This is a genomic window from Pseudomonas sp. App30, assembly GCF_047947025.1.
Taxonomy (GTDB): Bacteria; Pseudomonadota; Gammaproteobacteria; order Pseudomonadales; family Pseudomonadaceae; genus Aquipseudomonas.
Genome location: NZ_CP133165.1, coordinates 1,739,975 through 1,765,421 on the forward strand (window position 1 = coordinate 1,739,975; position 25,447 = coordinate 1,765,421).

Annotated in this window: 33 protein-coding genes and 1 tRNA gene; 14 read left to right on the plus strand and 20 right to left on the minus strand. The window is 64.4% G+C overall.

What is annotated here, in order from left to right; translation table 11 throughout:
- Positions 1 to 11: 11 nt before the first annotated feature.
- From RAM80_RS07870 to RAM80_RS07890, 5 genes are all read right to left on the minus strand, one after another.
- Entirely contained in the window at positions 12 to 1,037 is a 1,026-nt protein-coding gene (locus RAM80_RS07870; RefSeq protein ID WP_416425657.1) for a LacI family DNA-binding transcriptional regulator, read from the minus strand.
- A 3-nt stretch (positions 1,038 to 1,040) separates the two neighbouring features.
- Positions 1,041 to 2,033 (minus strand): ABC transporter permease, encoded by a 993-nt coding sequence (locus RAM80_RS07875; RefSeq protein WP_416425658.1) that lies wholly within the window; start codon positions 2,031 to 2,033, stop codon positions 1,041 to 1,043.
- Positions 2,030 to 3,583 carry a sugar ABC transporter ATP-binding protein gene (locus RAM80_RS07880; RefSeq protein WP_416425659.1) on the minus strand — a complete coding sequence of 518 codons (1,554 nt, stop codon included), beginning with the start codon at positions 3,581 to 3,583 and terminating at the stop codon, positions 2,030 to 2,032. The genes RAM80_RS07875 and RAM80_RS07880 overlap by 4 nt, the downstream gene beginning before the upstream one ends.
- A 60-nt stretch (positions 3,584 to 3,643) precedes the next feature.
- The gene (locus tag RAM80_RS07885) at positions 3,644 to 4,600 is read right to left on the minus strand and encodes a sugar ABC transporter substrate-binding protein (protein WP_416425661.1); all 957 of its coding nucleotides are present in this window, start codon (positions 4,598 to 4,600) and stop codon (positions 3,644 to 3,646) included.
- 241 nt (positions 4,601 to 4,841) lie between these two features.
- Positions 4,842 to 5,066 carry a YgdI/YgdR family lipoprotein gene (locus tag RAM80_RS07890; RefSeq protein ID WP_416425662.1) on the minus strand — a complete coding sequence of 75 codons (225 nt, stop codon included), beginning with the start codon at positions 5,064 to 5,066 and terminating at the stop codon, positions 4,842 to 4,844.
- 136 nt (positions 5,067 to 5,202) lie between these two features.
- On the opposite strand from RAM80_RS07890, the gene RAM80_RS07895 reads away from it, so the two are divergent.
- From RAM80_RS07895 to RAM80_RS07905, 3 genes are all read left to right on the plus strand, one after another.
- The gene (locus tag RAM80_RS07895) at positions 5,203 to 5,502 is read left to right on the plus strand and encodes a DUF1654 domain-containing protein (RefSeq protein ID WP_416425663.1); all 300 of its coding nucleotides are present in this window, start codon (positions 5,203 to 5,205) and stop codon (positions 5,500 to 5,502) included.
- Between the two features lie 79 nt (positions 5,503 to 5,581).
- Entirely contained in the window at positions 5,582 to 6,646 is a 1,065-nt protein-coding gene (locus RAM80_RS07900; RefSeq protein WP_416425665.1) for an endonuclease/exonuclease/phosphatase family protein, read from the plus strand.
- 36 nt (positions 6,647 to 6,682) lie between these two features.
- Complete coding sequence (locus RAM80_RS07905; RefSeq protein ID WP_416425666.1) at positions 6,683 to 7,018, plus strand: hypothetical protein; 336 nt, start codon at positions 6,683 to 6,685, stop codon at positions 7,016 to 7,018.
- Between the two features lie 126 nt (positions 7,019 to 7,144).
- Here the strand turns inward: RAM80_RS07905 and RAM80_RS07910 are convergent, their stop codons facing one another.
- Both RAM80_RS07910 and RAM80_RS07915 read right to left on the minus strand, forming a co-directional pair.
- Positions 7,145 to 7,657 carry a GNAT family N-acetyltransferase gene (locus tag RAM80_RS07910; RefSeq protein WP_416425667.1) on the minus strand — a complete coding sequence of 171 codons (513 nt, stop codon included), beginning with the start codon at positions 7,655 to 7,657 and terminating at the stop codon, positions 7,145 to 7,147.
- Positions 7,658 to 7,716: 59 nt separating this feature from the next.
- Complete coding sequence (locus tag RAM80_RS07915) at positions 7,717 to 8,289, minus strand: SPOR domain-containing protein (protein ID WP_416425669.1); 573 nt, start codon at positions 8,287 to 8,289, stop codon at positions 7,717 to 7,719.
- 270 nt (positions 8,290 to 8,559) lie between these two features.
- Here RAM80_RS07915 and RAM80_RS07920 point away from each other — a divergent pair, with 270 nt between their 5' ends.
- Both RAM80_RS07920 and RAM80_RS07925 read left to right on the plus strand, forming a co-directional pair.
- Entirely contained in the window at positions 8,560 to 8,853 is a 294-nt protein-coding gene (locus RAM80_RS07920) for a DUF6388 family protein (RefSeq protein WP_416425671.1), read from the plus strand.
- A gap of 26 nt (positions 8,854 to 8,879) precedes the next feature.
- Entirely contained in the window at positions 8,880 to 9,023 is a 144-nt protein-coding gene (locus tag RAM80_RS07925) for a hypothetical protein (RefSeq protein ID WP_416425672.1), read from the plus strand.
- Here RAM80_RS07925 and RAM80_RS07930 read toward each other — a convergent pair.
- The 5 genes from RAM80_RS07930 to RAM80_RS07950 form a co-directional block, all read right to left on the minus strand.
- On the minus strand, positions 9,020 to 9,664 hold the full coding sequence (locus RAM80_RS07930; RefSeq protein WP_416425675.1) for an SPOR domain-containing protein: 645 nt from the start codon (positions 9,662 to 9,664) through the stop codon (positions 9,020 to 9,022). The two genes, RAM80_RS07925 and RAM80_RS07930, sit on opposite strands and share 4 nt — an antisense overlap.
- Before the next feature lie 162 nt (positions 9,665 to 9,826).
- The gene (locus tag RAM80_RS07935) at positions 9,827 to 10,150 is read right to left on the minus strand and encodes a hypothetical protein (RefSeq protein WP_416425677.1); all 324 of its coding nucleotides are present in this window, start codon (positions 10,148 to 10,150) and stop codon (positions 9,827 to 9,829) included.
- A gap of 9 nt (positions 10,151 to 10,159) precedes the next feature.
- Positions 10,160 to 10,348 (minus strand): hypothetical protein, encoded by a 189-nt coding sequence (locus RAM80_RS07940; RefSeq protein ID WP_416425678.1) that lies wholly within the window; start codon positions 10,346 to 10,348, stop codon positions 10,160 to 10,162.
- 159 nt (positions 10,349 to 10,507) lie between these two features.
- The gene (locus tag RAM80_RS07945; protein WP_416425680.1) at positions 10,508 to 10,855 is read right to left on the minus strand and encodes a hypothetical protein; all 348 of its coding nucleotides are present in this window, start codon (positions 10,853 to 10,855) and stop codon (positions 10,508 to 10,510) included.
- A 159-nt stretch (positions 10,856 to 11,014) separates the two neighbouring features.
- Positions 11,015 to 11,091, minus strand: a tRNA-Val gene (locus tag RAM80_RS07950).
- Between the two features lie 175 nt (positions 11,092 to 11,266).
- Between RAM80_RS07950 and RAM80_RS07955 the strand changes: the two genes are divergently transcribed.
- Entirely contained in the window at positions 11,267 to 12,550 is a 1,284-nt protein-coding gene (locus tag RAM80_RS07955) for an NAD(P)/FAD-dependent oxidoreductase (RefSeq protein ID WP_416425682.1), read from the plus strand.
- 41 nt (positions 12,551 to 12,591) lie between these two features.
- Here the strand turns inward: RAM80_RS07955 and RAM80_RS07960 are convergent, their stop codons facing one another.
- Entirely contained in the window at positions 12,592 to 13,206 is a 615-nt protein-coding gene (locus RAM80_RS07960; protein ID WP_416427432.1) for a peptidase C39 family protein, read from the minus strand.
- Between the two features lie 280 nt (positions 13,207 to 13,486).
- On the opposite strand from RAM80_RS07960, the gene RAM80_RS07965 reads away from it, so the two are divergent.
- Entirely contained in the window at positions 13,487 to 13,678 is a 192-nt protein-coding gene (locus RAM80_RS07965) for a hypothetical protein (RefSeq protein ID WP_416425683.1), read from the plus strand.
- Between the two features lie 31 nt (positions 13,679 to 13,709).
- Here the strand turns inward: RAM80_RS07965 and RAM80_RS07970 are convergent, their stop codons facing one another.
- A complete protein-coding gene (locus RAM80_RS07970; protein ID WP_416425685.1) occupies positions 13,710 to 14,462 on the minus strand; it encodes a TerC family protein in 753 nt (250 codons plus the stop codon).
- 113 nt (positions 14,463 to 14,575) lie between these two features.
- Here RAM80_RS07970 and nhaR point away from each other — a divergent pair, with 113 nt between their 5' ends.
- A complete protein-coding gene (gene nhaR / locus RAM80_RS07975; RefSeq protein WP_416425687.1) occupies positions 14,576 to 15,469 on the plus strand; it encodes a transcriptional activator NhaR in 894 nt (297 codons plus the stop codon).
- Between the two features lie 2 nt (positions 15,470 to 15,471).
- On the opposite strand, the gene RAM80_RS07980 is transcribed toward nhaR, so the two are convergent.
- Both RAM80_RS07980 and RAM80_RS07985 read right to left on the minus strand, forming a co-directional pair.
- On the minus strand, positions 15,472 to 16,632 hold the full coding sequence (locus RAM80_RS07980; protein WP_416425689.1) for an MFS transporter: 1,161 nt from the start codon (positions 16,630 to 16,632) through the stop codon (positions 15,472 to 15,474).
- Positions 16,633 to 16,794: 162 nt separating this feature from the next.
- On the minus strand, positions 16,795 to 17,304 hold the full coding sequence (locus RAM80_RS07985) for a DUF1993 domain-containing protein (RefSeq protein WP_416425690.1): 510 nt from the start codon (positions 17,302 to 17,304) through the stop codon (positions 16,795 to 16,797).
- 123 nt (positions 17,305 to 17,427) lie between these two features.
- Between RAM80_RS07985 and RAM80_RS07990 the strand changes: the two genes are divergently transcribed.
- On the plus strand, positions 17,428 to 18,081 hold the full coding sequence (locus tag RAM80_RS07990) for a YceH family protein (RefSeq protein WP_416425691.1): 654 nt from the start codon (positions 17,428 to 17,430) through the stop codon (positions 18,079 to 18,081).
- Here the strand turns inward: RAM80_RS07990 and RAM80_RS07995 are convergent, their stop codons facing one another.
- Positions 18,082 to 18,900 (minus strand): shikimate 5-dehydrogenase, encoded by an 819-nt coding sequence (locus tag RAM80_RS07995; RefSeq protein WP_416425693.1) that lies wholly within the window; start codon positions 18,898 to 18,900, stop codon positions 18,082 to 18,084.
- A 178-nt stretch (positions 18,901 to 19,078) separates the two neighbouring features.
- Between RAM80_RS07995 and RAM80_RS08000 the strand changes: the two genes are divergently transcribed.
- Positions 19,079 to 19,399, plus strand: a complete 321-nt coding sequence (locus RAM80_RS08000; protein WP_416425694.1) for a hypothetical protein — start codon at positions 19,079 to 19,081, stop codon at positions 19,397 to 19,399.
- 138 nt (positions 19,400 to 19,537) lie between these two features.
- Positions 19,538 to 19,735, plus strand: a complete 198-nt coding sequence (locus tag RAM80_RS08005) for a hypothetical protein (RefSeq protein ID WP_416425696.1) — start codon at positions 19,538 to 19,540, stop codon at positions 19,733 to 19,735.
- A 147-nt stretch (positions 19,736 to 19,882) separates the two neighbouring features.
- Here the strand turns inward: RAM80_RS08005 and RAM80_RS08010 are convergent, their stop codons facing one another.
- Positions 19,883 to 20,443, minus strand: a complete 561-nt coding sequence (locus RAM80_RS08010) for a hypothetical protein (RefSeq protein ID WP_416425698.1) — start codon at positions 20,441 to 20,443, stop codon at positions 19,883 to 19,885.
- A 221-nt stretch (positions 20,444 to 20,664) separates the two neighbouring features.
- Between RAM80_RS08010 and pbpG the strand changes: the two genes are divergently transcribed.
- Complete coding sequence (gene pbpG / locus RAM80_RS08015; RefSeq protein ID WP_416425699.1) at positions 20,665 to 21,582, plus strand: D-alanyl-D-alanine endopeptidase; 918 nt, start codon at positions 20,665 to 20,667, stop codon at positions 21,580 to 21,582.
- A 38-nt stretch (positions 21,583 to 21,620) separates the two neighbouring features.
- Here pbpG and RAM80_RS08020 read toward each other — a convergent pair whose 3' ends face one another.
- Both RAM80_RS08020 and RAM80_RS08025 read right to left on the minus strand, forming a co-directional pair.
- Positions 21,621 to 22,586, minus strand: coding sequence for a diguanylate cyclase domain-containing protein (locus RAM80_RS08020; RefSeq protein WP_416425700.1), 966 nt, complete (start codon positions 22,584 to 22,586; stop codon positions 21,621 to 21,623).
- Between the two features lie 83 nt (positions 22,587 to 22,669).
- Positions 22,670 to 23,155 (minus strand): hypothetical protein, encoded by a 486-nt coding sequence (locus tag RAM80_RS08025; RefSeq protein WP_416425701.1) that lies wholly within the window; start codon positions 23,153 to 23,155, stop codon positions 22,670 to 22,672.
- A gap of 234 nt (positions 23,156 to 23,389) precedes the next feature.
- On the opposite strand from RAM80_RS08025, the gene RAM80_RS08030 reads away from it, so the two are divergent.
- Together RAM80_RS08030 and RAM80_RS08035 are read left to right on the plus strand one after the other, a co-directional pair.
- Entirely contained in the window at positions 23,390 to 24,073 is a 684-nt protein-coding gene (locus RAM80_RS08030) for a response regulator transcription factor (protein WP_027981497.1), read from the plus strand.
- On the plus strand, positions 24,051 to 25,442 hold the full coding sequence (locus tag RAM80_RS08035; protein WP_416425703.1) for a sensor histidine kinase: 1,392 nt from the start codon (positions 24,051 to 24,053) through the stop codon (positions 25,440 to 25,442). The genes RAM80_RS08030 and RAM80_RS08035 overlap by 23 nt, the downstream gene beginning before the upstream one ends.
- Positions 25,443 to 25,447: the final 5 nt, after the last annotated feature.

Sequence of the window (25,447 nt, forward strand, 5' to 3'; positions counted from 1 at the left end):
TGCACTCTGTTTCAGCGGTATTCATTGAAAAGGTCCGAACGCGGCGCGGTGGATTCGCGCAACACGATGCTCGGCGCGACGATCTGCTGGCTCACGCCCTCCCCGGCCTTGCCGGCCACGCGCAGCAACAGGCGCTCGGCGGCCTGCTCGCCGAGCTGGCGAATCGACTGGCCCACGGTGGTCAGCGCCGGGTACACGTAACGGCACAATTGGATGTCATCGAAGCCGATCACCGACAGCTCGCCGGGCACGCGGATATTGCGCTCGGCGGCCGCACGCAGCACGCCCATGCCGATCATGTCGTTGGCGGCAAAAATCGCCGTCGGCCGCTGCGGGCCATCCAGCAGCTGGCCGGCCGCCTGGTAGCCACCGGGGCCGCTGAAATCGCTCTCCAGCACCCGTAGCGGCTGGCTATCGACGCTGAACTCGGCCAGCGCCCGCCGGAAGCCGGCCAGGCGCATCTGCGCCACGCTGGTGTCCGCCGGGCCGTTGATGCAGGCGATGTCGCGGTGCCCCAGCTCCAGCAGGTGCCGGGTGGCCAGGTAGCCGCCCAGTTCGTGGTCGATGCGCACCAGGTCTGCGGCCACGCCATCCAGGCTGCGGTCGACGATCACCATGGGCGTGCGCACCGTGGCAAGGCTGCTGAGCAGGTCGCTGTCCTCGCCCACCGAGGCGACGATCAAGCCGTCGACGCGCTTCTCCAGCAACACGCGCAAATAGCTGCGCTGCTTCTTCGGGTCGTCGTCGGAGTTGCACAGGATCACGCAGTAGCCGTTGCGCTCGCAGAAGTCCTCGATACCGCGCGCTAGTTCGGCGAAGTACGGGTTGATGCTGTTAGGCACCAGCAGGCCGATGGTGGCCGTGCTGCGCGCCTTCAGCGAACGCGCCACGGCGCTGGGCACGTAGTCCAGCTGGGCGATGGCGGCCTCGACCTTGAGCCGCACCGGCTCGCTGACCGGCCGCGTCTTGTTCAGCACATGGGACACGGTGGTGTAGGAAATGCCCGCCAATGCGGCCACGTCTTTAATGGTTGCCATGACTCAACTCCGCTTCCGGGCACGCTGGCTACGGTAGGTGTCGAGCACCACCGCCACCACGATGACAGCACCGGTAATAATGCGCTTGGTCGGCTCGGTGGCGCCGATCTGCGCCAGGCCCGCGGCCAACACTGAAATAATCAGCACGCCGAAAAAGGTGCTGATGACCGAGCCGCGGCCGCCCATCAGGCTGGTGCCGCCGATCACCACGGCGGCGATCACCTGCAGCTCCAGGCCGGAACCGGCGTTGGGATCGGCCGCCTCCAGGCGCGAGATCTGGAACAGCGCGGCCAGGCCGGCCAGCAGGCCCATCAGCGAGAACACCAGGATTTTGTACGGCTTGGGGTTGATGCCCGCCAGGCGTACGGCCTCCTCGTTGGTGCCGATGCCGATCAGGTAGCGGCCAAACACCGTGCGGGTCAGCACCGCCTGGGCGAGGACGATCACCAGCAGGGCGATGATGAACGACGGCGAGATGCCCAGCGCGACGGGGTCGGATAACCAGGCGAAGGCATCACCGATGTAGGCGGTGCGCGAGTCGGTCATCTGGTAGGCCACGCCGCGGGCCATCTCCAGCACGCCCAGGGACACGATGAACGAGGGGATGCGCCAGGCCACGGTGATGGAGCCGGTGATGGTACCAGCCAGCGCCGCGCAGCCCATGCCCAGCACGGCGGCCGGCAGCACGCTCCAGCCCCAGCCGAGAATCGCCACGCTGACCGCCGAGGCCGCCAGCGCCAGCACCGAGCCCACCGACAGGTCGATGCCGCCGATGATCAGCACGAAGGTCATGCCCACGGCCAGCACCATCAGGTCGGGGATCTGGTTGGCCAGGGTGCTGAAGGTGTTGTAGGACAGGAAGTGATCGCTGAGCAGCGAGAACAGCACGATCATGGCCAGCAGCGCGCCGGCCAGGCCCAGGTAGGTGCCCAGGCCGAAGTAGGTGCCGCTGCGCTTGGCCGCAGGCGAGGCCTGGGGCAGTACGGGAGTTTTCATGCAAGGTTCCTGGGCGCTGTATCGCTGACCAGCGCGTCTCGTTTTTGATAGCCGGCAAAGGCTGCCGCCAGCAGTTGGTCCTGGGTCCAGTGGTCGCGCTCGAAGGTGTCGATCAGGCGCCCGGCCGAGAGCACGCCGATGCGGTCGCAGATCAGCATCAGCTCGCGCAGGTCGCTGGACACCACCACCAGCGCCTTGCCCTGGCGCGTCAGTTCGCCCAGCAGCGCGTAGATGTCGAACTTGGCGCCCACGTCGATGCCACGGGTAGGCTCGTCGAACAGCAGCACCGAGCAGTCGCGCTCCAGCCAGCGGCCGATCACCACCTTCTGCTGGTTGCCGCCCGACAGCTGCGACACCAGTTGGTCCGGGCTGGAACTGCGAATGCGCATGGCGGCGATCTGGCGCTGGGCCAGTTCGCGCTCGGCGCCGCCGTTGACCACGCCGCCGGCGGAAATCGCCGGCATGTTGCCCAGGGCGATGTTGGCGCTGATCGACTGCGGCAGCAGCAGGCCTTCGCCCTTGCGGTCCTCGGTGATCAACGCAATGCCGTGGGCCACCGCGTCGGCTGGCGAGCCGATGGCGGCCTTGCGCAGCGGCGCGCCCACCTCGACGTGGCCGCTGTCGGCGGCGTCGGCGCCGAAAATCAGCCGCAGCAGCTCGGTGCGGCCGGCGCCAATCAAGCCGGAAATGCCGAAGATCTCCCCGCGGCGTACCTCGAAGGACACGTCCTTGACCTTGTCCGCGCGGCTGAGGTTTTTCACCGCCAGCACCGGCTCGCCGATGCTGCGCGCGCCCAGGTCGATGTGCTCGCCCAGCTCGCGGCCGACCATCAGGTTGACCAGTTGCTCACTGTTGTACTGGCTCATCTCGTCCACGCACACCAGCTGGCCGTCGCGCAGCACGGCGATGCGCTGGGCCACCCGCGCCAGCTCTTCCAGGCGGTGGGAGATGTAGACGATGGCCACGCCGCGGGCCTGCAGGCGGGTGATCTGCTCGAAGAGCATTTCCACTTCGCGCGAGGTGAGCATGGCGGTCGGTTCATCGAGGATCAGCACGTGGCAATCGCCGATCAGGTTGCGGGCAATTTCCACCATCTGCTGGTGGCCAATGCCCAACTCGCCCACCAGGGTGTCCGGGTCGATGGCCTCCAGGCCCACTTGGGCCATGGCTGCCAGCGCCGCTTCGCGCAAGCGCTTGCGGCTGATCCAGCCGGCACGGCTGGGCAGGTTGTCGAGGAACAGGTTCTCCGCCACCGACAGCGTCGGCAGCAGGTTCAGCTCCTGCATCACCATGCGCACGCCCAACGCCTCGGCGGCCGCGCGGCTGCCGGGCTGGTAGGGCTGGCCCTGGTACTGCATTTCACCCACGGTGGCCACTTCCAGGCCACCAATGATCTTCGACAAGGTACTTTTGCCGGCGCCGTTCTCGCCGGTCAGCGCCAGTACCTCGCCACGCACCAGGCTCAGGTCGATGCCAGAGAGCACGGGCTGGGCGTAGGTCTTACCGATACCACTGACCGAGAGTACGACGTTCGGGGCAGCAGCTGACATAGGAATTCTCCAGGCGCCCGCCTCCCGTTACCGGAAGCGCGGGCGCGGCAGTGCAGGGAATCAGGGCTTGGTGACCAGCTCTACCGGGGTTTCGATCACGCCATTGGCGGCGCCATCCACGGGCTCGTGCTTGATCATCTTCAACGCGGCCTGGATGCCGAACACCGCCTGCTTGGCGGCGAACTGGTCGGCCGTGGCCAGCACGCGACCGTCCTTGAGCATTGGCTTGATGGCGTTGATGTTGTCGTAGCCCACCACCTGCACCTTGCCGGCCTTGCCGGCGGCGCGCACGGCAGACACCGCGCCCAGGGCCATGCTGTCGTTGCCGGCCAGCAGGGCCTTGAGGTCCGGGTATTCGCTGAGCATGGCCGACGCCACGGCGTTGGCCTTGTCGATTTCCCAGTTGCCCGACTGCACCGAGACGATCTTCATCTGCGCGGCGTCCATGGCGTCCTTGAAGCCGGCGGTGCGCTGCTGGGCGTTGGTGGTGGTCGGCACGCCTTCGATGATGCCCACCTGGTCGCCGGCCTTCAGCTGCTTGGCCAGGTACTCACCCACCAGGCGCGCGCCCTTGCGGTTGTCGGGGCCCACGAACGGCACGCTGATGTCCTTGCTCTTGAGCACGGCAGGGTCCAGCTGGTTGTCGATGTTGATCACCGTGATGCCGGCGTCCATGGCCTTCTTGATCACCGGCACCAGGGCCTTCGAGTCAGCCGGGGCAATGACCAGCGCGTCGACCTTGGAAACGATCATCTGCTCGACGATGCGGATCTGGTTGGCGGTGTCGGATTCGTCCTTGATGCCGTTGGAGATCAGGTCGAAGTCGGCGGCATGGGCCTTCTGGTAGTCCTTGGCGCCGTCTTCCATGGTCAGGAAGAATTCGTTGGCAAGGGACTTCATCACCAGCGCCACTTTCGGCTTGGTGGTGTCGGCAATGGCCTGGGACAGGGGCGCGGCAGCGCAGACGGCGGCCAGGAGGGAGACAGCGAGGAAACGTCCAGCGAATGGCAATTTCATGGGTCACTCCGATCTTATGATTATTGTTTGCAGCGGATATGCGCAGAGATCGTGCTGAAAGGATAAAGCCAGGATCCCTCAACGCAAACGTTTGCGTGAGTGAACTATGCGAACGCCGCGCCACTTTGTCAACGGGTCGCGCGGCTAATTTTGCGGCGCCTGCGAGGTGGGTCACAGGCGTGGGGAAAGTCCTACGGGCGGCTAAACCACCCGGAGTCACAGCATAGCGCAGGTAGGGCCATCAGTCTTCGGGCTTGACCGTGGCCACCTCATCGGCGCGTACGCGCACGTGCTTGCCGGAGACGTCGGTGAACTCGTAGAAACCGTCGGCGCTCTTGGTGTCCGGCTTGGCGCGGGTGATGTACTGGGTGCCGTTCTGCAAGGTGACTACCGTCTGCGTGGAGCAACCGGCGAGGCTGGCAGTGGCCACCAGCACGCTGGCGAAGATCAGGTTCCGGGTATTCATCTGACGTCTCCTGGGGCATGAAGGGGCGCTTCCTCCTGCATGAGAGCCACGAATAAACAGAAAAATTTCCTGGCCGCGCAGCAAATCATGAAATTCGCGGTCAGAAGCGCGCTTCTTCAGTAGACCCGTTGCGAAATTGCCCACAGTGAAATACTGTATGCACGTACAGCAAAATAAGGAATGCTTCGTGGCCAACTCATCTTCAGCCCCTTCCCCGCTCGATAGCTACCAACAGCTGGGTCTGCGCATCTCGAAAATCATCAACGCGCCTACCGCGCAAAAGGCCAAGTCGGCCCTGATTTTCAAGCTGGACCACGAATCGCCCGAGGACTGGGCGCAGCTGCTGGAGGAGATCGGCGAGAACGACAACGTCACCCTCGCCTGGCGTGACGACGGCGGCGTACAGATTTTCTGGGTCGTGCCCAAGGAAGACTGAGCCCGCTTCGCCTCGCTTCTTACAGTGGCGGGCCGCCCCCATGGCCCGCCCCTCCCCTCGTTTTTGATTGGAATCATGCATGTTCAGGAAATTAACCACGGCGCTGCTGGCGTTGATGCTTGTCTGCGGGCAGGCCTTTGCCGATGTGCGCATCGGCACCTGGAACCTGGAGCACCTCAGCGTGCGCCCCGGCAAGGACTTCACCAGCATTGCCAAAGTGGCACAGAACGTCGACTTTCTCGCGGTACAGGAATTGATGAACGAGGACGGCTTGACCGCCCTGCAGAAAGCCCTGGAACAGGCCACCGGGAAGAAATGGTCGGCCATGGCCTCCCACCTTACCGGGCGCAGCTCCTACAAGGAGATGTACGGCTTCGTCTGGCGTGACGACGCTGTCTCCTACGAAGACGGCGCCGTGACCTACCTCGACAAGGGCGACCACTTCGAGCGCGAGCCCTACTCGGCGCGCTTCCGCAACCTGAAGGACAACACCACCTTCGTCGCCGCCACCGTGCACATCCACTACGGCAAGACCGTGGCCGACCGCACCAAGGAAATCGCCGTGCTGGGCGACTACTGGGACTGGCTGAAGAGCGTGTATGACGGCAACACCAACATCATGCTGATGGGCGACTTCAACACCCCGCCCACCTCCACCGCCTGGGCCGGCCTGCGCACCAGCGCGCGCCCGTTGATGCTGCAGGGCGCCAGCACCCTGGCGACCACCGACGGCCAGTTCTCCAACCTGTATGACAACATTTTCGTGGCCAACGAAAGCACCATCAACGTCAAGAGCGTGAAGGTGTTCGACTACCCGGCCTACCTGAAGATGACCAACGCCAAGGGCCGTTCCAGCGTGTCCGACCACGCGCCAATCTTCATGGACGTGGTGATGGGCGGCAAGGCAGCGGGCAAGGCCGCGCCGTTCGCCGCTGCCAAGCCTGCGGCTCCGGCTGCGACCCAGCAGGTGGCCAGTGCCGCCAGCACTGCCGCCGGCGCCGTGCGTGGCAACCGCACATCCATGACCTACCACCGCCCGGACTGCCCGTCATACGGCTCGATCGCCGCCAAGAACCGGGTGGAATTCGACAGCGAGGCCGCAGCCCTGGCCGCCCATTACCACATCGCCGGCAACTGCCGCTGATGCGGGCGCCGCTTTGACATTCAGACGAGGTTATTGATGAGACGTGTGATTCTAGCCATGTTGGCCGTGGTGCTGACGACTGCCGCAGGCAGCGCGATGGCCCGCGACCTGAGCCGCCACGACCGCAGTATGTGCCAGTGGGGTGCAGAGGCTGCGCGCCAGGCGCAGCAGTGGAAGCTGTCGGGGGTGACCCTGTACAGCGCGCGGCGCAAGGTGCAGCAGCATCGCTACAGCCAGCCCTGGATGCGCAAGATGGCCCTTGGCATCACCGAGCAGACCTACCACAGCCGTTCGCGCCTACGGCCCACCGCCGTGAAGCAGACCTACTACCAGGGCTGCGTACGCCACGAAATGGCCCGCCCGCACCGCTGACCCCAGCACCCGCTACACAATCTTTGTGGGAGCGGGTTCTACCCGCGAAAAGCACAGCGCTGTATGCCTGACTCACTGCGGCGCATTCTTCGCGGGTAGAACCCGCTCCCACAGGGAAAATGAGTGTTATCCACGCAGGCGCGCCATGGTGTAGACGTTGACCAGGCGGCCATCACGCACCGCATAGTCGCGCAACTCGCCCTCCACCTCGAAACCGAACTTGCGATACAGCGCCAGCGCCGGCGCGTTGTCGATGTACACCGTCAATTCCACCCGGCGCAGCGCCATCCAGTTGTCCGCCACTTCCAGCGCGGCCGCCAGCAACCGGCTGCCTACGCCCCTGCCCTGCCAGCGCGGCGCCACGCCGATCGCCAGTGAGCCGCCATGGGCAAGGCGCACCCGTTCGTTCTGCCACAGGCCGCAATGCCCCACCACCTGGCCCTGGTCGACCGCCACCAGCGCCACGCGGCGCTCATTGTCGGCTCCGGCCGCCAGGCGCTTGCTCCACATTTCAGCAGTAGACCAAGGCAATTGCAGCACCTGCCGGGCCACGGCCGGGTCACCGTACAGGTGGGCCAGGCCCTGGGCGTGCTGCTGGGTGGCTGCTTCCAGGCTTATATCGTCAGGCGATCCGTTCACGGGCTGCACTCCTTGTCTTTGACGCCCGAGTGTACGGGACCCTCGGCCACCGCGACCAGTCAGTTCGCCTGGTGCTCCACCACCACTGACTTGATACCTTGGGACGCCAGCAGTTGCGCACGCTTCTGCTCGGCCTCTTCCTTAGTCTGGAACGGCCCCAGGTACACCAGTTGCTTGCCGTCACGCTGGGTGACGCTGGCGATGAAGCCGTTCTCGATCAGGCGCGCGGTCATGTCGCTGAGGGCGCCCATGTTGGCGCCATCGACGACCTGCACTTCCCAGCCGTGGGCGGCCTGGGCGGCAGCGGCGCCAGGCTCGGCATTGGCCGTCACTTCCTGGGCTTCACCGCACACTTCGCGCACCTTGGGGTTGTTGCCGTCTTCGTCGATGATGGCGGTAAAGCCATCTTCAGTCTTGATGGCCGCGTAGTTGCGATAGCCTTCGAACTGGCCGGCGGCGTTCTTCTGCCGCACCTGGCCGCAGACATCGCCCTTGGCGGTGGTGCGCACGTTGGTGAAACGCGCCGTCTTGGGATTGTCCAGGTGCAGCAGCACGGCCTTGGCCGACTCTTCCACCGCGCTGCCACAACCGGCCAGCATCAGCACCGCACCTACCACGATCAATTTGCGCACACGCCCACCTCCCGAATATGATCGGCCGATTTTACCACCGATCGTCGCGCAGAGGCCCGCCCAGCCGCGCGGAACCGTGCCATGACGTTACGCTGTAATATGAACGTGATTCTTTCGAAGCGCCGCGCGCAGGACAAGCGATGAAGTTAGTAATGCTGCTACTGCTGCTGGTGTTCGCCCTGATACTGCTGGCGGCCGCGCTGAACGCCGCCGCCCCTTGAACCCCCTTTGCTGCCCAAGACAAGCCTTTACCGCCTTACAGAGACCACCATGATTGCCAAAGACCGCACCCAGCTTGCCCTGGACAAATTCGCCGCTGCCAACCCGCACCTGCTGGAAGAAACCAAGGCCCTGAGCCCCGAGGAACAACAGCAGCAGCTGCAATGGGCGTTCGACGACCAGGCCGAGGAACAGGGCATCGAGCCTTGGGAGCTGACCCTGGAACTGATCGCGCAAAGCCCGGAGGAGCTAAAGGCCATGCGCCTGGAAGTGCACCGGGAAGTGGCCGAAGCCTTGGGCATGAGCTGGGAAGAGTACTGCTCGTTCAACGACATCGAGCCCTGAACCCCCGAAGCAGCTGGAGGCCCCAAATGGACAACGAACCTGAATTCGACCACGGCGACGAAGCACCGCTGAACGACCTGGACGAGGGCGAGGAAGAGGTGGACACCAGCGAGGTGCTGCCGGACGAGTCCGACAGCTATGTCGATGAGGGCATCAACAGCGTCGACTAGCCGTGCACCACGGCGGGCGCGGGCAGGTCGCCTACCCCGCGGTAGCGCACCAGCACGCCGCGCAGCTTGTGGTCACGGCGCAATTGGTCGAGTTTGCGGGTGGCATCGGACTTGCTGTCGAACGGCCCCACGTAGACGCGACTGACGTTGTCCTCCCGCGCCACGTACGGTGCATAGCCGTAGCCCGCCAGCTTTTTGCTCATGGCCGCAGCGGATTCGGCGCTGGTGGAAGCCACCTTCACCGACCACTTCACCCCGGCTATTTCATTCGGCCCCTTGGCAGCCGCCACGGGCGCGGCTGGCGCCTGGGCAGGTGCGGGTGCCGGCGCTGGCAGCGCGGCCAACGGGTAACCGCATGCCTGGGCGGCGTCGGGGTTGGTGGCCTGCGGGTCCAGCACTACCTGAAAGCCATCCGCGCCCTTGCGCGCCAGGTAATGCCCGTAGCCCGAGTAGGCGCCATAGCTGTTCTTGCCATTGACCTCGCCGCAGACGCTGCCATCTGCCAGCTCGCGGTCTTCACGAAACTGCGCCGACCCCGGGTCCATCAATTTATAGGCCACGGCCTTGTGGGCGTCCTGTACGGCGCTGTCGCCACAACCGGCCAGCGCCAGGGCGACCATCACAACAGAAAGCGTGCGCATGATGAGACCTCCACGAGGGGACTACACCCATGATTCTAGCAGCGCCGCAGCACAGGGCAGCGCATTCCATGCCAGACCGTGCCTGACTATAGGCCGGGGCGGCGACAGCCGACAAGCGGTCGAAGGGGTGAGGGAGCGATTTCATGAAAGCGGCGCAGGCGATCATTCCACCGACGCGGCAGGCGATACCAATGGTGATACCACGCTTGTGCAAGCCGACACCACCGAAGCCCATCCCATCGCAAGCGCACCCAGCAAAATGCCAGCCTTCTGCTCCTTCAGCACACCGAGTTCCTCAGGAGGCACACCATAGGCGGTAACCCCCAGCAACACCGCCGCAAAGAAACCTGAGCAGGACATAGCAATCATGACCGCATGGGTCAGGCCGGGCACTTTGCGCCGAACCCCGCACAAGGCCAGGCAGATAAAAATACCGAGCAGGCTGAACGCAATGGACCAGCCAATCTGATCGAACTCGGTAGCCATCGCCGCCACTCAGCCCGCTCGGACCGCGAACAAGCCAAACAGCAGCCCCACCAGCGCCCCTACCAGCATGCTGGCAGTGCCCGGGACCAGCGCATTGGCAATGGTTGCGCTCCCGGCCACGGCAGCGACGAGCGTTACACTGCTCAAACGCGCTGGCGCCACGGCAATTGAAAATAGAGACGGCTTCTTGCCTGGCATGATTGCACTCCTTGGAAAAAACCTTGGGCGAGCCGGCACCCGTTGATGCCGGTGCAGCGAGTATGAGTACCCGCTGCGAGCACAACAACCCAAGGAATCCAAATCAGAAGCGTCCTACATCACCCATGGAAGGCGTGCGTACGGACGTGCATACAGGCGTTACAGGCAGGTACTCAAGGCCGCCAACCGCTGCTGCGACAAGGGCACGCCGCGTTCGGCGAAGTAGGTCACCGAGCTGCCGGCGCCCGCCTGGCGCACGTCGGCGAAGTTCTTCGAATCCACCATCACGGTCAGGCTGCCATCCTTGGCAGGCTCGGTGTGGGAGTCGGCGGCGGCGCCGGATAACACTTCGTCCTGCCAGGAATATTCGATGCACTGGGCCACGTCCTTTGCCGGCTTCTGCGACGTGAACGCGCGGTAGGCGCCTTCGCTGCGCACCTGGTCCATGTTCGCCGACATGCAGCCGCCCAATGAAACCAGCAGCATCGCGCTCAACAGCTTACGCATAGTGTTCCCTCATGATTGGTCTGGGGCGGGACTCTACCATCACGACGGCGCGGATGCTCAGGCGACCCATTGGCAGCCGCGACATTTTCTGCGCACAAACAAAAAAGGCGACCCTTTCGGATCGCCTTTTTCACACCGCCCAGCAGAGCGGATTTTGTTTGGTAGGCGCGATTGGACTCGAACCAACGACCCCCACCATGTCAAGGTGGTGCTCTAACCAACTGAGCTACGTGCCTGCTGTGAGGCGGTATTCTACGGATTTGCCGGGGGCTGTCAACGCCTTTTTGAGCTAACTTACTGAATAACCGAAATTTTTGCTCAAAACACGCTTGCAAGTTAGCGCTGGAATCCGGATTTCATCTCAGGTACGATTCGCCAACACGTCAAAAATATAAAACAGAGGTTGCAGCAATGGCGAACACCCCCTATCCACAGTCCTACTACGCCGCATCAGCCAATGCCGCGCCTTCACGCCCGTCCTTGCAGGATGAAGTGCAAACTGACGTGTGCATCATCGGCGCTGGCTACACCGGCCTGTCCAGCGCACTGTTTCTTTTAGAGAACGGCTTCAAGGTCACCGTGCTGGAGGCCGCCCGCGTCGGTTTTGGCGCGTCGGGCCGCAACGGCGGGCAGATCGTCAACAGCTACAGCCGCGACATCGACGTCATCGAACGCACCGTGGGCCCCAAGCAGGCGCAACTGCTGGGCCAGATGGCCTTCGAGGGCGGGCGCATCATCCGCGAGCGCGTGGCCAAGTACAACATCCAGTGCGACCTGAAGGACGGTGGCGTGTTCGCCGCCCTCACCAGCAAGCAGATGGGCCACCTGGAATCGCAGAAGCGCCTGTGGGAGCGCTTCGGCCACACCCAGCTGGAACTGATGGACCAGCGCCGCATCCGTGAAGTGGTGGCGTGCGACCAATACATTGGCGGCATGCTGGACATGAGCGGCGGCCACATTCACCCGCTGAACCTGGCGCTGGGCGAGGCTGCGGCCGTGGAATCCCTGGGCGGCACCATCTATGAACAGTCGCCGGCGGTGAAAATCGAGCGCGGCGCCAACCCGGTGGTGCACACCCCCAACGGCCGCGTGCGCGCCAAGTTCGTCATCGTCGCCGGCAACGCCTACCTGGGCAACCTGGTGCCGGAGCTGGCGTCCAAGTCGATGCCGTGCGGCACCCAGGTGATCACCACCGAACCGCTGAGCGACGAACTGGCCAAGACCCTGCTGCCCCAGGATTACTGCGTCGAGGACTGCAACTACCTGCTGGACTACTACCGCCTGACCGCCGACAAGCGCCTGATCTTCGGCGGCGGCGTGGTGTACGGCGCCCGTGACCCGGCGAACATCGAGGCCATCATCCGGCCGAAAATGCTCAAGGCCTTCCCGCAGCTCAAGGACGTGAAGATCGACTACGCCTGGACTGGCAACTTCCTGCTGACCCTGTCGCGCCTGCCGCAAGTAGGCCGCCTGGGCGACAACATCTATTACTCCCAGGGCTGCAGCGGCCACGGCGTGACCTATACGCACCTGGCCGGCAAGGTGCTGGCCGAGGCGCTGCGTGGCCAGGCCGAGCGCTTCGACGCGTTCGCCGACCTGCCGCACTACCCCTTCCCCGGCGGCCAACTGCTGCGCACCCCGCTGACCGCGCTGGGCGCCTGGTACTACAGCCTGCGTGACCGCCTGGGCGTGTAAGCTCGGCAATGAAAAAACGGCACCCTGGGGTGCCGTTTTCGTTACTGCGCGCCGAGGGTACGCGTGGCCTGGGCCGCGGCCTGTTCCTGGCCGGCCTGGCCCAGGTCATGGGCAGCCTTGAGCCAGCGCTGGCGATCGACGTTGGCGGGCAACTGCCCTGGCTTCTGCACCAGCACCGCCCAGTGCCCGGCGCTCTTCCAGGCCGAATCGAAGCTGGCGAAATCCATCAACTTGCGCCGATCGTTGCCCGAACGCAGCAGCACATGCTGCTTGTAGCGGTCATAGCCCACCAGCAACGCGTAGCGCGGGCTGGTCCAGACCTTGCCCTCCATGTAGCGCACCAGCACCGGGTAGCCGGCCGCCACCTGGGCAAACAACGCCGGCAAGTCGTCGGCCAGGGGGTAGACCACCATGCCGTATTCCTGGGCCGTGGCCTGCAGGGAGGCCTGCAGCTTGTCCTCGCCGCCCGGCAGGTGCAGGGACTTGTCCAGCAGGCCAGGGGTAATGATCACGCCCTGCTGCGACAGCGCGCTGGCCAGGGCCATGGAGGCGCCCTGCTCGGCATCGCCGCGGAAGAACGGCACGCTGCTCAGCTCGACCCGATCCGGCAGGCCCTTGATGGGCGGTGCCGGCTTGTGGCCGGCGCAACCGGCCATGGCCAGGGCCAAAAGCACCGGAGCGAAGCGTTTGACCAAGGGGGTGTGGAATCGGGCAAGTCCCTGCAAAATTTAGCCTCACTGTCGGTGGAAGGCCGCCCATCGGCCGGCCGGGGCCCTGATCATAGGCCGCAGCCCGGCCGGGGTATAGCGTTTGCGTGCGGTTTCACCCTGGCCATAGAGCCAATCAACCCAAGGCTGCGACCTTTGGTCAATAGTCTGAAACACGCCACCGACTAGACTGTCACCTGTAGTACCCCGAACACACAAGGAGGCACCCATGAGCCTGACCATGGCCATTGTCATGATGATCGGCGCCTGGATCCTGGTGGCCGCCGCCATGCTATGGGGTGTGATGCGCATTGCGCGCCGCCACCAGCACCCTGCCCCAACCAAGCCTGCACTGCCCCTTGGCAGCAGCGAGGCGGCCATCCGCCGCGAGGCCGCGTCATTGGCACCGCGCAACGGCTGACGCAGCCTGGCGGCAGCTGCTACGCCGCCCTTTACGACATTGCCGTGGCTTCACGTTTCTGCCGGGCGCGGCGGCCCAGCATGTTCAAGCCTTCGATCAGCGCCGAGAACGTCATGGCGGTGTACACGTAGCCCTTGGGCACATGGGCGCCGAAGCCTTCGGCGATCAGCGTCATGCCGATCATGATCAGGAAGCCCAAGGCCAGCATCACCACCGTCGGATTGTCGTTGATGAACCGCGCCAGGGGCTCGGCGGCCAGCAGCATCACCAGCACGGCGCTGATCACCGCGATGATCATGATCGGCAAGTGCTCGGTCATGCCCACGGCGGTAATGATACTGTCGATGGAGAACACCAGGTCCAGCATCAGGATCTGGCAGATCGCCCCCACGAAGCCCATGGCCACCTTGCCACCCACGCTGGCCTCCTGCTGGGCGCGGGGGTCGACGCTGTGGTGAATCTCGCGCGTCGCCTTCCACAGCAGGAACAGGCCACCGGCGATCAGGATGATGTCCTTCCACGAGAACGCCTGGCCGAACAGGTCAATTACCGGCTCCGTCAACTGCACGATATACGCCACGGTGCTCAGCAGGCCCAGGCGCAGCACCAGCGCCATGCCGATACCTATCCGCCGCGCCCGCGCCTGGAACTGCTTGGGCAGCTTGTTGGTAAGAATCGAGATGAAGATCAGGTTGTCGATGCCCAGCACGATTTCCATCACCACCAGGGTGGCCAGGGCAATCCAGGCGGTGGGGCTGGAAGCGAGTTGCAGAAGATAGTCCATGGGGGCGCTGCTCATACGATTGAGTGGATAGCGCGCAGTCTAGAAACTTTGACACCTCAGAAAAATTCGTTTTTTTCCCCGCTATACTTCGGTTTTTCCGAATCGGCACTGTCATGCTCAATTACCGCCAACTGCACTATTTCTGGACCGTGGCCAAGACCGGCAGCATCACCCGCGCGGCCGAGCAGTTGAACCTGACGCCGCAGACCATCAGCGGCCAGATCACCCTGCTGGAACAGACCTTCGGCATCGAATTGTTCCAGCGCGTGGGCCGCCAGCTCGAACTGACCGACGCCGGGCGCCAAGCCCTGCCCTACGCCGAACAAATGTTCCAGCTAGGCAACGAATTGCAGACCCTGCTGCGCGGCCAGGCCGGCCAGCAGGTGCTGCCCCTGCGCGTGGGCGTGGCCGACGTGGTACCCAAGTCGATTGTGTATCGGTTGATTGCACCGAGCATGCACCTGCCCGAGGCCGTGCACATCACCTGCCGCGAGGACAAGCTGGAGCGCCTGCTGGCCGACCTGGCCGTGCAGCGCCTGGACCTGGTGATCTCCGACAGCCCCATGCCTGCGCACCTGGACATCAAGGGCTACAGCCAGAAGCTGGGGGAGTCGGGCATCAGTTTCTTCGCCACCCCAGCCCTGGCGGCAGAGTATGGCCCTGGCTTCCCGGCCAGCCTGGAAGGCGCGCCGTTGTTGATTCCCGGCCAGGAGACCATGGTGCGCAGCCGCCTGCTGCGCTGGTTCGGCGAACAGTTGATCCAGCCGCGCATCGTCGGCGAATTCGACGACAGCGCCCTGATGCAGGCCTTCGGCCAATCCGGCAGCGGCCTGTTCATCGGCCCCAGCGTGATCGCCGAGGAAATCCAGGCGCAGCACCGGGTGACCCTGGTGGGCCAGACCGAGGCGGTGCGCGAGTCGTTCTATGCGATTTCGGTGGAGCGCAAGGTCAGCCATCCCGGCATCGTCGCCATCACCGAGGGCGCGCGCCGGGAGCTGTTCGGCTGAGGTCAGGCGGCAGGGGCCGGTGCAGCCAGGCGCGAGCTCATCATCAGCCACGCTAGGGCAATGGACAGCAGCATGAAGCCGGCGGCGGCGAAACCGACGCTGCCCAGGCCCAGGGTGTCGATCACCCGGCCACCGACAATGGCGCCCAGGCCAATGCCCAGGTTGGCACCGGCAATGTTCAGCGATGCCGCGAACGCCGGCGCCTGCGGCGCGGCCTTGATCAGCCGCACCTGGCTGACCAGGAACAGCGCCGCCTGGGTCACGCCCCAGATGGCCAGGGCCACGGCCAGGCCGAAGGTGGAATGAATGGTCGGCACCACGGCCACCAGGCCACCTATCATGAAGGCCGAGAACAGCATCGAGGCAATCAGCGGGTGGCGGTCCACCAGGCGGCCGCCCAGGGAGTTGCCGATCAGGCCCACCGCGCCGAACGCCATCAGGCACCAGCCCACCACCGCGCCGTTGAAACCGGCCAGGCGCTCGAGGATATCGGCCAGGTAGGTGTAGGCGGTGAACATGCCGCAGAACACCACGATGGACAGCAGCACATGGCCCTGCATCAGCGGGTTGCGCAGGATGGCGAACTGCGAGCGCAGCGAGCGCTCCTCGCCCCGTGGCGCGCTGACAGGCAGGAACACCGTGAGCAGCAGCGCCTTGGCCAGGGCCACGCCGGCAATGATCCAGAACGCCGCGCGCCAGCCCAGGGCATCACCGATCAGGGTGCCCACGGGAATGCCGAACACGGTGGCGCAGACGATGCCGAAACCGATCTTGGCGATGGCGCGGCCGGCATGGTCGGGGCCGACGATGTCCACGGCGGTTTCGCTGGCCAGGGCCCAGAACACCGGCAGCCCGAGGGCCGGGATCAGCCGGGCGATGCCCATCACGATGATATTCGGCGCCAGGGCGGCAATGACGTTGGCCACGGCGAACAGCAGCAGGATGGTGACGAACAGGCGCTTGCGCTCGAAGCGTGCGCAGTACGCAGTCAGGAATGGCCCGAGGGCGGCGACGGTAAAGGCGAACAGGGTGACCAGCAACCCGGCCTCGGACACGCTGACGTGCAGGTCGCGGGCGATCGCCGGCAACAGGCCGACGATGACGAACTCTGTGGTCAGCACGGTGAAACCGGCAGCCGACAACAGCAAAATGGGGAACAGCATTGCAACCTCGGAGAAGCAAAATATAGAACAACAGACGCAGCCCACCGTAGCCGCTGCCGGAGGCTGCGCTGGCCCTGAAACACGCTGCATATTTTCGGCGTACTCAGGGGCCAGCGCAGCCTAGCGGCAGCGGCTACGGCAAGGGGGTGAAGCCTTGGGCGATCAGTAGGCGCCCATGAAATCGCGCTTGCCCACTTCCACGCCGTTGTGGCGCAGGATGTCGTAGGCGGTGGTGACGTGGAAGAAGAACTGCGGCAGGCCGTAGTGCAGCAGGTAGGTCTGGCCGTTCAGCTTCTTCTCTTTCGGGGTGCCCGGGCGCAGCACGATCTCGCGGCCTTCCTGGCCGTCGATCTGCGCGGCGGCCAGGCCGTCGATGAAGCCCAGCACCTTGGCCAGCAGCGCCTGCAGGTCAGCGAAGCTCTGCTCGGTGTCGGGGAACGACGGCACTTCGACACCGGCCAGGCGCGCCGACACGCCCTTGGCGAAATCGACGGCGATCTGCACCTGGCGCACCAGCGGGAACATGTCCGGGTACAGGCGCGACTGCAGCAGCACCGACGGCTCGATGTTGCGGGCCGCGGCGTGGTCCTCGGCCTTCTTGAGCACATCGCCCAGGGCCAGCAGCAGTTGCTTGAAGACGGGAACGGAGGCAGCGTACAGAGAAATGCTCATGGGAGCTCCTGATAACGTTTGAAAAGGCAGTGAGCCGGCAATGATAGACCTGTGCCGGCGCGGCGTCCGGTGTTTTATTGCATACTGGCGTTTCCGCCGACCTTCATGCCCACGGAGCGCCCCATGTCAGCCGAAAACGCGTCCCCCACCGAACACCTGACCCTGAGCGCCGGCGAAATCCGCATCCTGGGCGCGCTGATCGAGAAACAGGCCACCAACCCCGAGACCTACCCGCTGACGCTGAACGCGCTGGTGCTGGCCTGCAACCAGAAAACCAGCCGCGAGCCGGTGATGAACCTCACCCAGGGCGAGGTCGGCAACAGCCTGCGCCAGCTGGAAGGCCAGGGCCTGACCCGACTGGTGATGGGCAGCCGCGCCGACCGCTGGGAACAGCGCCTGGACAAGGCCCTGGAGCTGGTGCCGGCGCAGGTGATCCTGATGGGCCTGATGTTCCTGCGCGGTCCGCAGACGGTCAACGAACTGCTGACCCGCAGCAGCCGCATGCACGACTTCGAGGACAACGAGCAGGTGCTGCACCAGCTCGAACGCCTGGTGGCGCGCGGCTATGCCCTGCACCTGCCGCGCCAGGCCGGCCAGCGCGAAGACCGCTACACCCACGCCCTGGGCGGCCCGGTGGACATGGACGCGCTGCTGGCCACGCGGCACAGCGCCGGCAGCGAGCGCGCCAGCCATGACAGCGGCGTCACGCTGGAACGCGTGGAAGCCCTGGAGGCGCGCATCGCCGCCCTGGAAGAGCGGCTCGCACGCCTGGAGTGATCAGCCGCGGGCGTATTCGGTGGCCAGGCGCACCTGCTCGTCGGTGGGCCGCACGCCGGTGTACAGCACGAACTGCTCCAGGGCCTGCAGGGCAATCACTTCAAGGCCGGTGATGACCTGCTTGCCCAGCGCCTGGCCCAGCTGCACGAACGGCGTCAACGCTGGCAGCGCCACCACGTCGAAGACGATGCTGGCCGCCTCCACCGCTTCTGCGGGGAACGCCAGGTCGTTGGCCTCCGGGCCGCCGCTCATGCCAATCGGCGTCACGTTCACCAGCAACTGCGGGCGCAGGTCGCCCAGCTCCGGGCGCCATTCGTAGCCCAGCTGCCGCGCCAACGCCGGGCCGCTTTCGGGGTTGCGCGCCACCAGGGTGCCCTGGGTGAAACCGGCATCACGGAACGCCGAGGCCACGGCCTTGCCCATGCCGCCGCTGCCGCGCAGGGCCAACGTGGTGTCGGGCGACAGGCCATGACGGTCAATCAATTGACGAATGGCGATGTAATCAGTGTTGTACGCTTTCAAATGACCGTTATCATTGACCACGGTATTGATCGACTGAATGGCTGCCGCCGACGCATCCAGCTCATCGACCAGCGCGATGACGGCCTCCTTGAACGGCATCGACACCCCGCAGCCCCGGATCCCCAGGGCGCGGATACCGCCAACCGCTGCCGGCAGATCGTTGGTGCTGCAAGCCTTGTAGTAATAATCGAGACCCAGCTGTTCATACAGGTGGTTGTGGAAACGCACGCCGAACGTACCCGGGCGCCCGGCCAGGGACATGCAAAGTACGGTGTCGCGTGTGGGAATCATGGGCATTGCAAGGCTCCATCACTGGCATGTAACTGAAATGTAAGGACACTGTGGTTCCAGACCTTACACAAAATTTACCAAACACCGTCGCAGATTCTTACAAATTCGCTGTCATAGTAGTGCGACAGTCCTTGGACCAACCATCCGGTCCCGGGTACTGGAATCGTAATATGAGGAACAAGTCATGATTCGTCAGCTTCCCAAGATTGCCTTGCTGGTCGGCGCCCTGGCCGTAACGGGCCAAGCGTCGGCCTACGGCCACGGTGGTCCAGGTGTGTTGGGTGCCGTTCTAGGTGGTGCTGTAGTCGGCGCCGTGGTGACCTCCGCCCTGGCGCCACGCGAAGTCGTGGTGCAACAGCCGGTCTACGCCGCGCCACCGCCACCGGTCTACGTCGCTCCACCACCGCCACCGGTGTACTACGCGCCGCAGCCGGTCGTGTACGCGCAGCCTGTCTACGCGCCGCCACCGCCGCCACGCTACTACTACGGTCGTCCGGGCTGGTAACACGCATCGCCACCGCATTCGCCCCTGGGGCGCTTGCGGTGAGCTGATGTGTCGAGTCAATGATCACTATTGAAAGCGGTGATTTCTCAGCGCTCCTGCATCGCCCTAAGCTGGGCACATGTTTCGCAGGAGTCAGCCATGAACACCGTCAGCATCATGTCAGTCATCGGCAGCGCCGTTCCCGCCAACCTTCGCGACCTGGGGTTGCTGGCCTGCTGGTATGTGGTCAAGGACGGCGAACCGCTCAGCGGCCCCTTGTTGTCGCTGGACCAGGCGAAGGCGTTGTCCTTGAGCCTCAAGGATCAGCAACCGGCCACCCCGGCGGTGACCCACTGACCCTGTACCCCGAATTTATCCCGTGCGTTGCTCTCGCACCCCCTTGCCCCGCCTGCGTCGCGGGGCTTTTTAATTGGGCGCCTGTAGCAGCGGCCGCAGGCCGCGTCCCAGGCACCCCATCGGGCCAGGACGCGGCCTGCCGGGGATTCAGCCGCGCTCAGCCATCAGCACGTTCGCCTGCGCCCGCTGGGCCAGTTTCTGCAGGCGCTTTTCCAGGCCCTGCAGCACCGCGCGATCAGACCGGCCGCTCTCCAGTTCGTCGATCAGCGCATTCACCACCTGGCGCAGCTCATGGGCGATGACAATGCGGTCGTCGTTGTTGTCATGCTTGTGCGACTCGAACAGCCGGTGCAGGTAATCCTGCAGCACCGCCTGCACCCGGTGCCGGTCGGTGGCGCGCCAGTGCGCCATGCTCACGCCCACCTGGTTGAGCAGTTCCTGGAACTCCAGCACCAGGTACTGCAGGCGCCGGGCATAACCCACCTGCCCTTCGCGCCACTGCTTGTGCTGCGCGGCCGCTTCCTGCTTGCGCTGCAACGCCGGCACGGCAATGGCCAGCATCAGCGCGATGACCACCGCCACCGCCTGCACCCAGGCCAGGGCGTCCAGCGGCTTTTGAATGAACGCACACAACAGCAGGACCACCGCGATGACGCTGCTCCACAGCAGCAGTGCCCTGTAATCCTTGCTGAAGAAACCCTTAAGCATTGCGCGACTCCCGAGTCGTTTTTTAGCGTTTTTGGAAGGAGATATCCGCCGGACCGCCCTTGGACGGCGAGCGAAGATGAAATATCACTTTTATTTTTTTATTACAGGGGTTTAAGCCCGCCAGGCAATCGACAGTTGCTGAGCCATACTCATAAACTACTGCGTTTTTTCAAGAACAACCCGTCACAAACGGCTTATCTACTTTTTAGCGAGCGCTACACGTGAAAACCTCCCTTTCTATCCTCAGCCTGTTGCTTGTTCTGACAGGTACTGCTGCCGTCACGTCGAACGCTGTTGCTGCCGAAAAACCTGTTTCCCAACGAGATCCCGCACAGTTGCACCTGGCCTCGGGCAGCGCACTGCTGATCGACCTGGACACCAACAAGGTGATCTACGAGAACCGCGCCGACAACGTCGTGCCGATTGCCTCTGTGTCCAAGCTCATGACCGCCATGGTGGTGCTGGACGCCAAGCAGGACATGAACGAGATGATCGACGTGGACATCAGCCACAACCCGGAGATGCGCGGCGTGTTCTCGCGCGTCAAGCTGGGTAGCGAGCTGACCCGTCATGACATGATGCTGATCGCCCTCATGTCCTCGGAAAACCGTGCCGCCACCACCCTGGCCGAGCACTACCCGGGCGGCTATGGCGCCTTCATCAACGCCATGAACGCCAAGGCGCGCAGCCTGGGCATGAGCCACACCCACTACGCCGAGCCCACCGGCCTGTCCATCAACAACACGTCCACCGCGCGCGACCTGAGCAAGCTGCTGATCGCCGCCCAGCACTACCCTACCCTGCGCGAACTGAGCACCACCCGCGAGAAGACCGTGTTCTTCAAGAAACCCAGCTACAGCCTGGGCTTCCATAACACCGACCACCTGGTGAACAAGAACAACTGGGACATCCGCCTGACCAAGACCGGCTTCACCAACCAGGCCGGGCACTGCCTGGTGCTGCTGACCACCATGGGCAACCGCCCGGTGGCCATGGTCATCCTCGATGCCTTCGGTAAATTCACCACCTTTGCCGACGCCACCCGCCTGCGCAACTGGGTCGAGACCGGCCGTGGCACCGCAGCCCCTGCCGTGGCCCTGCGCTACAAGACCGACAAGCACGGCCGCCAGGTCGACTGACCTGCCCGGCCACGCCGCGTTGCCCCTGCCGTGCAGGGTCAATGCCGGCGGCTGGCCTGCTTGTGGGCGTACATGGCCGCATCCGCCTCGGCCAGCAAGCGCTTGATCGAATCATGCTTGGCCGGGTCGTACTCGATCCGCCCGATGCTGTAGCGAATGTCGTAGCCACGCTGGGCCTCGGCGTTCTTGCGCGCCAGCGCTTCCTTCAGCCGCTCGGCAATCAGGTCGCCATCCTGGGCATTGGAGCCCATCAGCAGGGCCACGAACTCATCCCCGCCCAGGCGCCCCACCAGGTCCATCTCGCGCAACACCTCGCGCAAGGTCTCGGCGAACGCCACCAGCGCCCGGTCGCCCTCGGCGTGGCCCCAGGTGTCGTTGATCTTCTTGAAATCGTTCAAATCGAAAAACAGCAGCGACGCCGGCGTGTTCATGCGCTTGCAGATGCTTAGCGCGTGCTCGGCCAGGGCCTCGAAGCCACGGCGGTTGGACACCTGGGTCAGGTCATCGATGGTCGCCAGCTGCAGCGCCTCGATTTCCTGCTCGGCCATGCTCGCCAAATCGCGCAGCAGCTCGCGCTCCTCGGCATCGAGGATGCGCGGCCGCGAGTCGATCAGGCACAGCGTGCCGATCTTGGCGCCATTGCCCACCCGCAGCGGGCAACCGGCATAGAAACGGATATGCGGGTCGCCGACCACCAACGGGTTGTCATGGAACCGTTCGTCGTTGGTGGCGTCAGGAATCATCAACACCTGGTCGCCGAGGATGGCGTGGCCGCAGAACGAAATATCACGCGGCGTTTCGCTGGCGCTCAGGCCCTGGCAGGACTTGAACCACTGGCGGTTGACGTCCACCAGGCTGACCAGCGCGATCGGCACGTCGAACAGCCTGCGGGCCAGGCGCGTCAAGCGGTCGAACCGCTCTTCAGGGGCGGTATCGAGGATATTCATCGCGCGCAAGGTGCTCACGCGCTCGGCTTCATTCACCGGTTTGGCTGGGGCCAGCATCGAAACACTCCAGAGTCCAGGCTTTGCAGATTCTGCTAAGCCTAGCCCATAAGTACGGCTGCACGAGTCCTGGCCCCAAAACATCATGCGGTGGTGTTGATGGTCGAACCGGTGGTGCTGCTGCCTTCGTCAACCAGGGCCTGGGACAGCTCCGAGGTCAGCGACGAAATTTCTGCAGTGGTCGACGAGACCTGGGCCTGGGCAGTGGCCACGGCCGCGGCCTTGGCGCTCTGGTCCTGGATCTGCTGGGCTTTCTGCACCGCCTGCTCCTGGGCTTGCAGCTCTTTCTGCAGCTCGGCGATCTGCTTTTGCAGCTCGGTCACGGTCTCGGAGCTGGAACTGGAGCTGGAGCTGCTGTCGCTGCTGCCGCCGCCGCCGCCACCGCCCGCACCGCCAGCGCCGCCCGCTGCCGTGGTGGAAGTGGTGGTGGAAGTGCCGGAGGTGGTAGTGCCGTCGGCGCTGGTGGTGGTGCTATCGTCGGTGCTGGCCGTGGTGGCGGCGGTCGACTTGGCGGTAGTGGTGGTGGTCGCGATGTGCAATCCCGACGTGATATTGCCTAGGGTGGTCATGGGAAAATTCCTTTAAGGGAAGATGGTTCATGTGTCATCGACTGGCCCATTCGCAGCTTTAGAAATATCGTGTAACACATGGGATACCCGCGCGATACAAACCACCGCATCCCTGAAACCATTGATTTAGAGCCTTCCAGCTCTTACACATCTAGATGAAATAAACTTCAGCAAGGCGACAGGTAAAAATCGGCACAATGGCCACTCAATAGCCGAAATCCCAGGTACAACACCATGACACGCGTTTTGACCATCGAAGACGATGCCGTGACAGCCAAGGAAATCGTGGCCGAACTGAGCAGCCACGGCCTTGAAGTTGATTGGGTCGATAACGGCCGCGAGGGCCTGGTCAAGGCCGTCAGCGGCAACTATGACGTTATCACCCTGGACCGCATGCTCCCCGAGCTGGATGGCCTGGCCATTGTCACCACCTTGCGCACCATTGGCGTGTCCACGCCGATCCTGATGATCAGCGCCCTGTCCGACGTGGACGAGCGCGTGCGTGGCCTGCGTGCCGGTGGCGACGACTACCTGACCAAGCCCTTCGCCTCGGACGAAATGGCCGCGCGCGTCGAAGTGCTGCTGCGCCGCAAGAGCACCGTTGCCGACGTCGACACCACGCTGAAGGTCGCCGACCTTGAGCTGGACCTGATCACCCGTGAAGCGCGCCGTGGCGAACAGGCCCTGAACCTGCTGCCCACCGAATACAAGCTGCTGGAATTCCTGATGCGCAACGCCGGGCAGATCCTGACCCGCATGATGATCTTCGAGGAAGTCTGGGGCTACCACTTCGACCCGGGCACCAACCTGATCGACGTGCACATCGGCCGCCTGCGCAAGAAGATCGATCCGCCTGGCGCCATTGCGCTGATCAAGACCGTTCGGGGCTCCGGCTATGTCATTGCCGAACCCCTCTAAGGGCTGGCGCTCGTCCAGCAGCCGCCTGCTGGCGCTGTACAGTTTTCTCTTCGTGGCCTGGAGCTGCATCCTCATGGGTGTGCTCTATTACGAAGTGTCGGACTACCTCAACAGCCTGGCGCGCCATTCGCTCATGCAGCGCCAGCACCTGTTCTCGCGTTTCAGCGGCCAGGCCCTGGACGACGCGCTGTCGGCCAGCGAGACCTTCGACAACCGCGCCTACGACGCCTACGGGCTGTTCGACGCACAATTGCGCCCGGTCGGCGGCGACCTGCGGGAAATTCCCAAGGGCGTGGCCCTGGACGGCAACATCTACGAGCTGGATGACTGCATCGACTCCGACGACCCCAAGCTGCCCCAGCAGGGCTGCGACGCCGTGGCCATGGCCACCCAGGACGGTCGCTGGCTGGTGTTGGTGCGTGACAACGGTTCGTTGTTCGCAGTGACGCGCATCATCCTCCACGCCCTGTTGTGGGGCATCTCGCTGACCATCATCCCCGGTGCTGCGGGCTGGCACCTGCTGCGCAGGCGGCCGATACGGCGTATCCGCGCGATCCAGGACAGCGCCGACGCCATTGTCGCCGGCGACCTGACCCAGCGCCTGCCGCTGTCCAACCGCCGCGACGAGCTGGACATGCTGGCGGCCATCGTCAACGCCATGCTCGACCGCATCGAGCGGTTGATGATGGAGGTCAAGGGCGTGTGCGACAACATCGCCCACGACCTGCGCACGCCGCTGACCCGGCTGCGCGCCCAGCTGTATCGCATCCAGCAGCAGGCCGGGGTGGATTCCGACCACGCCCTGCAACTGGACGGCGTGATCGCCGAGACCGACACCCTGATGGCGCGTTTCCGCGGCCTGCTGCGCATTTCCGAACTGGAGGACCACCAGCGTCGCTCCGGCTTCGTGGAGTTCGACCCGCTGCCGCTGCTGCATGAACTGCACGACTTCTACCTGCCGCTGGCAGAGGAAGGCGAGCTGCGCCTGGAGCTGGATTCGCCCCAGGTACTGCCCAGCCTCAATGGCGACCGCGCGCTGCTGTTCGAAGCCATCGGCAACCTGCTGAGCAACTCGATCAAGTTCACCCCGCCCGGTGGCGTGGTGGTGCTGCGCGCGCGCAACGAACTCGATAGCACCTGCATTGAAGTGCAGGACTCGGGCCCCGGCATTCCCAAGGAAGAACGCGAGGCGGTGTTCCAACGGTTCTACCGCTGCGACGACGACAACACCCAACCCGGCTTCGGCCTGGGGCTGTCGATCGTGGCGGCCATCGTCAACCTGCACGGGTTCACCCTGGAAGTGGGCAACAGCCAACAGGGCGGTGCCAGCCTGGCACTGCATTGCCGTCAAAGCAAAGCGCGAGTGTGATCCAC